The sequence below is a fragment of the Enterococcus sp. AZ167 genome (assembly GCF_051714025.1).
Lineage (GTDB): Bacteria > Bacillota > Bacilli > Lactobacillales > Enterococcaceae > Enterococcus_D > Enterococcus_D casseliflavus.
On the sequence record NZ_JBIORB010000001.1, the window covers coordinates 1443418 to 1455596 of the forward strand.

Here is a 12179-nt window from a genome sequence, read left to right on the forward strand (position 1 = left end):
CTGCTTTCTATTCTTTGTATGCTAGCTCGTAAAGGGAAGCTGCTAAAACTTCAACCCCAGCTACTAAATCTTCGATAGTCGTTGCTTCGGCTGGGTTGTGGCTAATCCCATCAATACTTGGTACAAACAGCATCGCAGTTGGAAAATGTGGTGCAATGATTTGGGAATCATGCCCCGCCCCACTATGCATGACTTTGTAACGTTTGCCGGTTTGCTTCACCGCTTGTTCCACCGTGGCAACGATCGTATCGTCCATCGGCACAGGGCGTTCATCCATCCATAGATCCATCTCCACTGTCAGGTCGTGCTCTTTGGCGATCGCTTGAATGATTTGTTCTGCTTCAGCAGTAAAGGCATCCAATAGCTGCCCATCGGTATGGCGACAATCCATCGTAAACAACACTTCACCAGGAACCACGTTGACCGTATTCGGTTTTGGCTCAACTTTACCGAATGTCACTACTAATGGATCCCCAAGCTCTAAGCCACGGTCGATCACTGCGGCACACATTTTGGCAAAACCATACACAGCATCTTGGCGATAGCCCATCGGTGTGGTTCCTGCATGATTGGCTTGTCCTTTTAAGACAAAGGTGTAGCGCTTTTGACCAGCGATACTATTGACGACACCGATCTGCAAATTTTCTTTTTCTAAAACACTGCCTTGTTCGATATGGATTTCCACGAAGGCTTTGATGTCTGATCGAACCGGTTCTTGTGGGTCGCGAAAATCAAAGCCTTGGCGTTGCATCTCTGCCACGAAGCGATTGCCTTCAAAATCTGCGATCGCTTCAACATCGGCTTTTTTGGCCTCTCCGACAAAGTTTTTACTTCCCCAAAAAACGGTTGGAAAACGACTGCCTTCTTCTTCTGCCATTGAGATGACTTCCAAGGAGCGTAAAGGTTGCCCATAGGTCTCTTTTAAATACTTGATCGCTAAAGCAGCAGCAACGACCCCGTATTGACCGTCTAATGTGCCACCGTTAACGACGGTATCGATATGTGACCCTGAAAGAATCGTTTCTTCTGGATACTGGCTGCCTTCCATTCTGCCGAAGAGATTGCCGACTGCATCATAGGACGTCGTTAAGCCAGTTTCTTTTAATTGTTTTTCTACAAATGATTGCGCTTCTTTCCATGAATCGGTATAAAGCAGTCTAGTCATTCCTCCCGTTGGATCACTCCCAATCTGAGATAGTGCATCGATCATTGCCGCTACTTCTTTTTTCAACTCCATTGTTCTGCCTCCTTTGATTTATACGGTTATTGTAAGCGTGTTACTGAAGGACATCATTGTTCACTTTCGACAAAACCATTTCTATTTTTAGTCATAACGCTGTTTTTTAAACCGCTTCCTTCTCCTATACTCTTCCTTATACTATCGAAGAAGAGAAAGGAAGAAAACAATGGTTTATCCTAAAAATGCCTTTGCGCAAACAGAAAAAATCCAATTTGACACCTATGGCACTTTGCCGTTAGAAGTGACGATCCTAAAAGCAGCGCAGCCTCGGATCAGCCTTTTGTATTTTCATGGTGGTGGCTTCCTCTATGGTCAGCGGGAAGACCTTCCGCAGGATTATGTCCACCAATTGCTGGCTGCCGGTGTTAGCCTTTACCTGTTCGATTATCCACTGGCTCCCGAAGTAGCGCTACACGATATCTACCTTCATGCAAAAAAGGCAGTGGCGTGGTTTTTGGCCGAAGGCTGGCAGTTCAGCGGCGTTGGTACAAATGAGTACGTTTTGTTCGGTCGCTCCGCCGGCGGTTTTTTAGCGACCTTACTGACCGCACGCACAAAGCACTCGGAGCAAAAGGGCTTGATCCGATTTTACGGTTACCAAGAGTTGTTTTGTAAAGAATTTTTGCAGCCGGCACGCTTTTACACACAATTTCCGAAAGTCCCACCACTCGTCGCTGAAGCCATGATCGAAAGCCACCCCATCATCCACGGCACGTTAGAAAAACGATTTCCTTTATACCTTTCCGCCCGTCAATATGGCAACTGGCAGCGTTATTTAGGGAATCGGGAACAGCTAGCAGCCTTGGCGATTCTTGCTGCCGCTTACCAAGACTTTCCTCCTTGCTTTGTCGTTCATTGCAAAAAAGATCCAGATGTTCCCTTCAGCGCATCCGAAGCTTTCGCTGCACAAGTCCCCCATGCCAAAACACTTTGGCTCGACTTAGATCAGCATGACTTTGATCGGACACCAAATGCGAGCGCTGATGAGTGCTATCGAGAGATGATTAGGTGGCTGACTAACCAATTCTGAAACTCTCAGCTCTTGATAGGTGATAGTTTTGAACGATCGGTACGCTGCGATCTTGCGTACAGCAAAAAAAGTGACCATTAGAGAACCGACTCTAATGATCACTTTTTTTTGATTTGATTACTAGTATATGGGCACAACGATTTCTTCAAAAATCTAACGCTTTGCCTTGCAATTTTACTGAAGTCTTCAGAATAAAACAGCAACTGATCAGCAGATCGTTGTTAAGGGAAACTTGCAGAAGTATCTTTCATTTCTTCGAATTTCGTACCTTTAACAAGATTACATCAACGAACGATAAAGCTCAATAATCTCTTCTAAAGTCGTATCCCGCGGGTTGCCTGGTGTGCAGACATCGTTCAAGGCATCTTTGGAGATGGCTGGGATATCTTCTTCTTTGACACCTAATTCAGAAATGGTCGCTGGAATGCCCACATCTTTGCTTAACTGATCGATTGCTTGGCAAGCAGCATCGCGGACGTCTTCAAGTGACATCGTATCTGCCCCTTCAATGCCTAAAACGATCGCGATCTCACGGTATTTTTCACCCGTAAAGTCTTTGTTGTATTTCATGATGGTTGGCAACAAGGACGCGCACGCTACTCCGTGAGGAATGTTGTACCAAGCGGACAATGGATGGGCCATGCCGTGGACTAAGCCCAAGCCGACGTTTGAAAAGCCCATACCGGCAATGTATTGTCCTAACGCCATCGCTTCTCGTCCTGCTTGATCGCCATTCACGGAATCTCTCAATGAGCGGCCGATGATCTCAATTGCTTTGATGTGCAGCATATCAGTCATTTCCCAAGCGCCTTTGGTAATGAAGCCTTCGATGGCGTGGGTCATGGCATCCATTCCCGTTGCGGCTGCCAAGCTCTTAGGCATCCCCATCATCATATCGCTGTCCACAAAGGCTACCAGAGGAATATCGTGAGGATCTACACAAACAAATTTCCGATGATTTTCTTCATCCGTAATCACATAGTTGATCGTTACTTCGGCTGCAGTCCCAGAAGTTGTCGGTACCGCTAAAATCGGCAAGCATGGATGTTTCGTGTCTGCCACGCCTTCCAAACTAATCACATCGGAAAATTCAGGATTCGTAGCAATGATTGCGATCGCTTTTGCCGTATCGATCGGTGAACCACCGCCAATCGCAATGATACAATCGGCTTGGGCTTCTTTAACAAACGCTAAGCCGTCTTTGACATTTTGGATCGTTGGGTTCGGCACGATCCCATCATATAACGCATAATCGACACCTGCTTCATCCAATAATTTCGTCACTTTGGTCGCAACTTCAAATTTCACCAAATCTTTGTCGGTGATCACTGCCGCTTTTTTAAACCCTCGTGCCTTGAATTCGGTCGGTACGTTCTCGATCGCTCCTTTTCCAAAATACGATGTTTCATTCAAAATCATTCTATTTGCCATTCTTCCTACCTCCATTTGTTTGTTTATTCACAATATATTTTAAATAGAAAAGACTGAAAGCCTTTTCTATTCTTCTATCATTGATTATACCTCAAGATAGCCTTCTCGGGGAGTGACTTTGAAAGCGTCAGCCAATTTTTTCAGATTTTCATCTGTAATGGTTTGTAAAATTGGGCCTTGCGCTTTGACATAGGTGTACACTTCCGCAGCTTTCTCTGCCGTTTCAATCAAGCCAAAGACTTCGTCCATATCTTTGCCAGCGCCATAGATCCCATGTTGCGGCCAAAGAACCAAACGGGTTTCTTTCATTTTAGTAGCCGTTGCTTCGCCGATCTCGTTCGTTCCTGGAACCATCCAAGGAATGATGGAAACACCTTCTGGGAAGACCACCAAGCACTCCGTACACATTTGCCACAAGGTCCGCGTGAAACTGCGTTCATCCAACTCATGGGTAAAACTCATGGCTAAAAGATGTGATGCGTGGTTATGCATGATGATTCGGTTTTCTGGATCGACCGACAAGCGAGCGATATGACTCATGAAATGACTTGGCAGTTCACTCGTTGGCACCGCACCATTTTCCAAGCCCCAAAGCAATTCCAATGTTTGCCCATCTTCTTTGACTCGGATCACACCAAGGTTTTCCGCTGGATGTGCCGCTACATTTTTAAAGTATTTTCCTGAACCTGTCACGATAAAGTACTTGCCAGCTAGTGCCGTGGCATCAAAAATCATGGGAATTTCCCGCAAGACGCTTTGCGGATCGATGAAAGGCAAGATCTCTTCTTCTGTTAATAAGTAAGAAATATTGCCGCCGTTGCGCTCATCCCACCCTAAACGGTAAAGATTTGCTGTCGTTTCCATCATTTCTTGTACAAAATTTGCTTGTAAAATATCAATCTTTTTCATCGTTCTCCTACTTTCTGGCTTTTAAGACGGTTTCTTCATAGGCTTTCACTTCTGATAGCCAATCCAGACCTGCTGGTACCCCTTGACTTTCACAGAAGTAATTCCAAACATCTGCATACGGATAGTCTTTTAATTCTTCCGTCATGGCTAAACGAGTGGTGAAATCACCTGACAATTCGATTGCTTTTAGTTCTTCGATCGGTTCTAGCATCGCTTTTAGCAACGCTTTTTGAGTATTGCGCGTCCCGATCACCCACGCAGCGACCCGATTGATCGTCGCATCAAAGAAATCTAACCCAATGTTGGTTTTTGGCAATAAGTCATTGCGAACCAATTCGCGGCCAATCTCTTGCAATTCATCATCCATGATCACGACATGATCACTATCCCAGCGTACAGGACGGCTGACATGCAGCAAAATGCCTTTGCTAAATAGTGCCAATGAAGACAATTTATTGGAGATCACTTCGGTTGGATGGAAATGTCCAGCATCCAAACAAATCAATTTATCGCGCGTCAAGCCATAGCCCATATAAAATTCATGAGAGCCGACGGTGTAGGCTTCGGCACCAAGACCAAACAACTTGCTTTCCACGGCATCTACCGTGTATTCCGCTGGCAATTCTTCAGCAAAAATCTCATCTAATGCTGTCATCAAGCGTTCCCGTGGTGTAAAACGATCGATCGGGTTGTCTTTGTAGCCATCTGGCACCCAGAAATTATTGACACAGACTTGCCCAGTTTCTTTCCCCATATAAGCAGCGATTTGACGAGAACGCTTGCCGTGTTCGATCCAGAACTGACGAACTTCTTCATCTGGTGAAGCAAGGGTAAAGCCATCTTTGAACATGGGATGTGAGAAAAAGGTTGGATTGAAGTCTAAACCTAAGCCTTGTTCTTTCGCCCAAGCAACCCATTTTTCAAAATGCTTCGGCTCCAATTCGTTTAGATCCACTGCTTCCTCGGTGTCTAAATAGATGGCGTGAAGGTTCAATTTGTGTTTTCCAGGAATCAAAGAGTAGGCTTTTTCTAAATCTTGGCGCAACTCCTCTGGGGTATGGGCAGCACCGGGATAATTCCCCGTTACAGAGATCCCACCAGATAACGCTTCATCACTCAAAAATCCTTGGACATCGTCCCCTTGCCAAACATGCATCGAGATTTTCACATCGGCTAATTTTTTCAAAACCGCATCCGTGTCGACGCCTAATTTGGCATATGCTGTCTTAGCTTCTTCATAACGCTGTTGAATCGTTGTCATTTTTTTCCTACTCCTTCTATAAAACGTTGATAGTTGCTTAAAATCTTGTGATCAAAAGGCTGTGGTTCATGAACACTGCAAGGAAATGAGTGTTTGACCGCACGGCGTGCTTCAGCCAGCGACGTGAAGATGCCAGCACTCATCATCTGCATTAAAAGATTACCGATCGCCGTTGCTTCACTTGGGCCAGCTTCGATCGTCAGCTGCGCAGCATCAGCCGTCAGTTGATTTAAAAAGCGATTGTTGGAACCGCCCCCCACGATATGCAGTTTTTGCAGCTTGCTCGTCGTACCTGTCAGCTGTTCCAGCTTTTGCAATTCACTGGCATAACAAAGCGCTAAGTTATCATACACACAGCGAGCCAGTTCCCCTGCGGTTTCTGGAACTTTCTGCTGGGTTTCTCGACAATACGCTTGCAGTTCAGTAATCATGTTTTCTGGATTCAAAAAACGAGGATCATTGACATCGACAAACTGTTGAAAAGCAGGCGTTGCTTGCGCCAATTCCGCCAATTCTGCATAGGAATATTGATAGTCTTGCTGCCGATCCACTTCTTGGATCAGCCACATGCCCATGATGTTTTTTAAAAAGCGAATCGTGTTGTGGGCACCCCATTCGTTCGTATAATTTTCATCAAAGGCGGCAAGGGAAACATTGGGTACTTTGGTTTCGATCCCCAGCAATGACCAAGTCCCGCTGCTGATGTAGCCCCAATCTGACCCCTCTCCAGGTGTACCGATGATCGCTGATGCCGTATCATGACTAGCGACAGTGACAAAGGTCGCTTGTGGCAAATCATAGGCTGGAAACTTCTGTGTTTGCAGTGCGCCTAAAACCGTTCCAGCATCAACCAATGGTGGGAATAGGCCTTCTGTTACGCCGATCTCAGCTAACAATTCTGCATCCCATGTTTGGGTGTTGGCATTTAGAAGCTGCATCGTCGAGGCATTGGTTTTTTCCGTGACCATCTTGCCAGTAAAAACGTAGCCCAAGTAGTCTGGAATCAGCAGCAGCTTGTCGGCTTTTTGCAGCAGTTGCGCTTCTTCTGCGGCTAACTGAAAAATCGTGTTGAAGGGCTGCAGCTGAATGCCTGTTTTCTCATACAGTTTTTGCAAAGAATAGCGCTGACCAAAAGCTGCGATCGCATCATTGGTGCGACTATCTCGATAAGCGACTGGGTCGCCTAAACGTTCGCCTGCTTGATCGATCAAACAGTAATCCACTGCCCAGGTGTCGATTCCGACGAAGCAGTCATGGATACCTGCTTGTTTCACTTTTTGCAGTCCTACTAAAATCTCTTGGGTCAAATAATCGATCGCCCAACGGTCAAAGCCTTCATGAGGACGAAAGCCGTTTTTAAAGCGATGGATCTCTTCTAAAGTGATCTGCTCATTTTCCCAACGGCTCAGCATCAGACGACCGCTTGATGCACCGATATCGATTGCGATAAATGTGTTCACTGGTCTCCACCTTTCATTATCTTGTTTAAAAATAAATCGATTACAATTCACTGATTCATTCTTGTTGACTCAATTTTAGCTTGACAATCAACGAGTTTCATCACACAATTTTGATAAAGACTTGCACAATCTTGGTAAAAAGGAGGATCCGATGGATTACTGGGAAAAAGCCAACCACTCATGGTCAACCGATTCACTGCGTTACATCAATACTTCAACCCAAAAGCAGCGTGAACTTTTCTATTACATTCAAGAAATCGGCTATTTCAAAGCCAGCAAACCTTACTTTACAGAACGAGAGAACCTGCCTTCTTATTTGATCAAGTATACATTGTCCGGCTGCGGTGAATTGCGCTACAAAGGAAAAAGCTATCAATTGAAAGCAGGTGATGTGTTTTTTATCGACTGTCTAGACTATCAGTACTACCGCACCGTTAGTCAAGAGCCTTGGGAAATGGACTGGATCCATCTATATGGCGCCAATGTCGCAGCGTTTTATGATGAATTCCTCAAAAATGGCAGTCCAGTTTTTCACACCAATCCTGCCAGCAGCCGCCAAAATCCGATCCATTTGGTCTTACAAGATTTATTGATGTTACAGCCAGAACCAAATGCAAAAACTGCCTTCCAAAGCTCTGTTTTGATCCATCAGCTGCTCAATGAACTGCTCCTGCAAAAATATCATCTCGACTTTTCGGATAGTGAAATCCCGCCTTATATTTTGCAGATTCGTGACCAGCTAGAAGAAGATTTCCGTCAAGGGATCACCTTGGAATCTTTGGAGGAAAGGTATCATATCAATAAGTATCAAATCGTCAAGGAGTTTTCCAAATATATGGGCTTGCCCCCCATCGAGTACCAGATCAGCAAACGCATCTCTTATTCGAAAGACCTTTTGCGCTATTCTCGGCTTTCCATCAAAGAGATCTCATTGGCGATCGGCATCGAAAACACCGCCTATTTCAGCCGTTTATTCAAGAAAAAAGTCGGCATTTCACCTAGTGATTATCGACAGACGGAGAATGGACGGTAGGACTGGTTCTTATTAAAAAAGCACTTACTACCATGTGTAGAAAGTACGACCGCAAAAGTTTAACTTTTTAGGGCCTATACGCATGTCAGCCGTTCCTTTTATTGATGTGCATTCCGTATAAATCAACCTTCAGACACCACAAAAGCCGATCCTCTCTAGAGTAGGATCGGCTTTTTTGTGTATAATCTTCATTTAACGCCCCAACACCTCCGCCACCGAATATACGCCTGGGGCAAAGGTCTTGCCTGTTAGCTTCTTCGTCATGGCATTAAAGGTATAGTGCTCTTCTAAGACGACGACTTCATCGTATTGCTTTAATAGCGTGCGAAAATCTGCATCGGGTAAGAGGAAATTCTCTCGGCCATCGACATTAGGTGAAAACAAGTAATATTTTCCGACATAGCCAACTAAGTAGCTATCTACTGCTTCTTTGTTAGTACTGACCACCAAATATTTTTTCTCGTTTTGGTCAAAGTGATCGCCAGTAACGGCTGAAACTTGTGCTGGAATCGAAGCAGCATATTCACGATTGGTATAACGCATGCCATTATTCTCTGAAAGGATCAGCAATGTCGCAAAAAATAGCAGAATCAAGGTACTGTATTGATAGATTTTTTTCGTGGTCAAGCTGGCAAAACTACGGTAGTTTCGCCGATCGATCGCTTGTTCATGATACAAATGATCAATGCCTCGGACCATGAAAAAGGTCATTAATCCAAGTGCTAAAATCACGATACTTGAGGCATAGCGATCGAACCCTGCCAAAGACAATGCTTCATCAGTGGGCATCGAGAACAAGAACATGGCATAGATTCCTAAATAATACCCCCCAATGACACCATCGATCAACAGCAGTTCTTTGAAAAATGGATTGCGTTTTTTCATGATAAATCGGACAAATAGCCAACTGCCCAAAAGAATGACCTGGATCAAGAGAATCCCTTGCGTGGAGATCGTCGCAACATCCGTGATCGTTTTGACAAAAACATCCGTAATCTGCTGCAGTATCTGAGAATCCTTTTCGCCAAAAATCTGTTTATAAGCGGTCACGCTGACTTCATGCTTCGATTTAGGAAAATTCGCTTTGACATGCAGGTTCCAAAGAATCGCCGGCAGGACAGATAGCCCAATGGCAGCTAATCCTACAATCATCATGCCCAGCCGTTGCCGCCAACGAACTGATGCCTGCCACAAGCAGACTAGTAAATAGCCACCTAAAATCAGCAGAAAAAAGACGGCGCTATTTTTGACCAAATCAAGAGAGGCGCCAATCAAAAGAAAGAAACCGATCGACGGTAGTACGTTGCCTTTTAAAGCGAATAAGCCAGCGATGCCAGCTAAAGTCAACACTGGCAGGATAAAGTCTACTAACAAATTATTCATTCGTATCGCAATATTAAAATAATTGAAAACCGCCATACTGGTGAAGATCAGGGCAAAAGCCAGCTTTCTTTTCGGATCACGAATAATCGCAAAGAAACTATACAGACTACAGAAAATCAAAATCAATTGACCAATCAGCAAGACATTCTCATGATAGCCAACAATGATCTCTGTATAAGTAACAAACAGCGAGCTACCTAAAGGATAGGAAGTAAAACTGATGATGGCATCGTCTGCCGTTGGCAATTGTCCCTGCGTATAAAGGAATTTAACGATCGTCGCCCAATGAGAGAAGTTGTCATAGTGGGTCAAATGACTGTGAAGCAAGGTTAAAACGAACAAAGCAAAATAGCCGTAAAACCACAGCAGGATGGGCTCTTGCAAGCCCCAACGTACCTGATAGCGCTCCTGCCAAAAACGCCAAACGCATAATAGTAAACCAAGACCAAATAAAACCCATGCCCCCCGGATCAACCATCCTTTTGGACCATATGCGACAAAGGAAAGAACGAGGATCGGCAAACAGCAAGCAGCGATCCAGCTGATGTGTTTGGGAAAATGGCAAACTCGTACAAAAAGATAGGCATAGCCAGCTAATGATAAACCAAAAAGACTAAATCGCAGCAGGATCTCGATCATCATCTTCCTCCTTGTATATTAGAGTTAGGGTTTTAACCTTCCGGTTTTGATTGGATAACCCTATGAACCATCGTTATTTTAATTTGGTATTAACTCATTCATTTTGAGATAATATATTTATTGGATTGAGAGGCTATGCCGTTGCCTCCTTGAGTTTTGAAGCTCGTAATCGAAAGACTGGCACCTCTCTCTGATAAGTGGATTATGTATGAGTTAGATGTTGAAAGTTTTTGCTTTACTCCGTATCTCGTACAAGGTAGTGACGCTTTTCAGTTGAGCGGGTTTCAATCCAAAATATTTTTTTAGAAAGGTCAAATGTATGTACTTCTTAGGAATTGATATCGGCAAGCGAACTCACGTGGCTTCTTTAATGAGTGAAGAAGGTAAAGTGATCCTAAAAGGTTTTTCTTTCCCTAACACTACTGAAGGAGCTGATTCCCTGATTGAGCGGCTTTCAAAATATTCAGAGACTCCCGCTGACTTTATTGTCGGAATGGAAGCTACGGGTCATTATTGGCTCTCCATCTTTTCATACCTCCACGAATCAGACTTTTTGATTCACGTTGTGAATCCTCTTCAAACCGATGGCTGGCGCAAAGGAACAGAAATCAGAAAACGAAAAAATGATATTATTGATTCTGTTTTGATTGCTGACTTGATGCGTTATGGTTCCTTTGTAGAAACAGTATTGTCTGATGAAAATGTTTTTTCGTTAAAACAACTTTCACGTTACCGAACCTATTTAGTAGGTACCGCAAGCGACTTCAAACGAAAAATCATAGCTGTACTAGATCAAGTGTTTCCTGAATATGCATCAATTTTTTCTAAACAAGGTATTTTCGGAAAAGCGTCTAAAGAGTTATTGCTTGAGTTTAGTTCTCCTATAGAGCTAGAAGAAATTTCGGCAGAAACGTTGGCTCAATACTTAGCTGAGTTAAGCAGGAACCGAATAAAGCCAGAGAAAGCAGATCAATTGAAGCAAGCAGCTTCTAACTCCTTTGGAGTGAAATTTGCTCAAGAAGCTTTTACATTTCAATTACGCTCCATGATTGAACAATTGAAATTCATCGAAAGCCAAGTAAAAGAAACTGAAAAAGAAATTAAGCGCATAATGAGTAATTTAGACTCTGTTATTCTCACAATCCCTGGAATCGGCCCTATAAATGGCGCGACAATTCTTGGTGAAATTGGAGACATTCGCAAATTTTCTAATCCGAAAAAACTGGTTGCTTATGCTGGCATAGACGCGTCTGTGTCCCAATCTGGGCAATACGAAGCAACACATAATGTTATGAGCAAGCGTGGATCTCCATACTTACGAAAAGCCTTGTTTTCAGCTGCTCTAGTTGCTTCTCAATGTGATCCTGTTTTTCGCGCGTTTTATCAGAAAAAAATTTCTGAGGGAAAGCATCATCTGACGGCCTTAGGTGCTGTTTCTCGTAAGCTTTGTTATGTGATTCATGCTATTTTAACTAAAAATGAACCTTATAAGATTGTTTCCGATTAGCTATTGAACAATCAAAAAAATCTAATAGTGAAAGGTCTATTTGTTGTACTCATTTTTTGGACTTAACTGTTATAAAATATTTTTTTGATTTAGCTAATTTTCACTTGACTCTATATAGTTAGTCTTTCTAAAAAAAAGAACCCTTACTTGCTGATTCGACGGGACAATTCCAGAAACATTTCATTGGAAAAGCGGACAAAGCATCAAGTAAGAATCACTATTTATTATTGACAGTTTTTATCACTCTTGATTTAGAATAATTTACCAGAAATTATACATAGTTTCA

Annotated in this window: 9 protein-coding genes; 3 read left to right on the plus strand and 6 right to left on the minus strand. The window is 43.5% G+C overall.

Features of this window, described 5'->3' with window-relative positions:
- Positions 1-7 precede the first annotated feature (7 nt).
- The gene (allC, locus tag IGJ05_RS06740) at positions 8-1237 is read right to left on the minus strand and encodes an allantoate deiminase (RefSeq protein ID WP_081116829.1); all 1230 of its coding nucleotides are present in this window, start codon (positions 1235-1237) and stop codon (positions 8-10) included.
- A gap of 169 nt (positions 1238-1406) precedes the next feature.
- On the opposite strand from allC, the gene IGJ05_RS06745 reads away from it, so the two are divergent.
- Complete coding sequence (locus tag IGJ05_RS06745; RefSeq protein ID WP_194185769.1) at positions 1407-2270, plus strand: alpha/beta hydrolase; 864 nt, start codon at positions 1407-1409, stop codon at positions 2268-2270.
- Between the two features lie 279 nt (positions 2271-2549).
- Here the strand turns inward: IGJ05_RS06745 and fucO are convergent, their stop codons facing one another.
- The 4 genes from fucO to rhaB all read right to left on the minus strand — a co-directional run bounded on the left by fucO (position 2550) and on the right by rhaB (position 7283).
- Positions 2550-3701 (minus strand): lactaldehyde reductase, encoded by a 1152-nt coding sequence (gene fucO / locus IGJ05_RS06750; protein WP_194185768.1) that lies wholly within the window; start codon positions 3699-3701, stop codon positions 2550-2552.
- Positions 3702-3785: 84 nt separating this feature from the next.
- Positions 3786-4610, minus strand: a complete 825-nt coding sequence (gene rhaD, locus IGJ05_RS06755) for a rhamnulose-1-phosphate aldolase (protein ID WP_438725109.1) — start codon at positions 4608-4610, stop codon at positions 3786-3788.
- Between the two features lie 7 nt (positions 4611-4617).
- Positions 4618-5871 (minus strand): L-rhamnose isomerase, encoded by a 1254-nt coding sequence (rhaA, locus tag IGJ05_RS06760; protein WP_016612607.1) that lies wholly within the window; start codon positions 5869-5871, stop codon positions 4618-4620.
- A complete protein-coding gene (rhaB, locus tag IGJ05_RS06765; protein ID WP_244323950.1) occupies positions 5868-7283 on the minus strand; it encodes a rhamnulokinase in 1416 nt (471 codons plus the stop codon). The genes rhaA and rhaB overlap by 4 nt, the downstream gene beginning before the upstream one ends.
- Positions 7284-7482: 199 nt before the next feature.
- Here rhaB and IGJ05_RS06770 point away from each other — a divergent pair, with 199 nt between their 5' ends.
- Positions 7483-8364: an AraC family transcriptional regulator gene (locus IGJ05_RS06770; protein WP_034872044.1), complete on the plus strand. Its 882-nt coding sequence runs from the start codon at positions 7483-7485 to the stop codon at positions 8362-8364.
- A gap of 192 nt (positions 8365-8556) precedes the next feature.
- On the opposite strand, the gene IGJ05_RS06775 is transcribed toward IGJ05_RS06770, so the two are convergent.
- Positions 8557-10386, minus strand: coding sequence for a lantibiotic ABC transporter permease (locus IGJ05_RS06775; protein WP_262119037.1), 1830 nt, complete (start codon positions 10384-10386; stop codon positions 8557-8559).
- A gap of 319 nt (positions 10387-10705) precedes the next feature.
- On the opposite strand from IGJ05_RS06775, the gene IGJ05_RS06780 reads away from it, so the two are divergent.
- The gene (locus IGJ05_RS06780) at positions 10706-11893 is read left to right on the plus strand and encodes an IS110 family transposase (RefSeq protein ID WP_010748508.1); all 1188 of its coding nucleotides are present in this window, start codon (positions 10706-10708) and stop codon (positions 11891-11893) included.
- Positions 11894-12179: the final 286 nt, after the last annotated feature.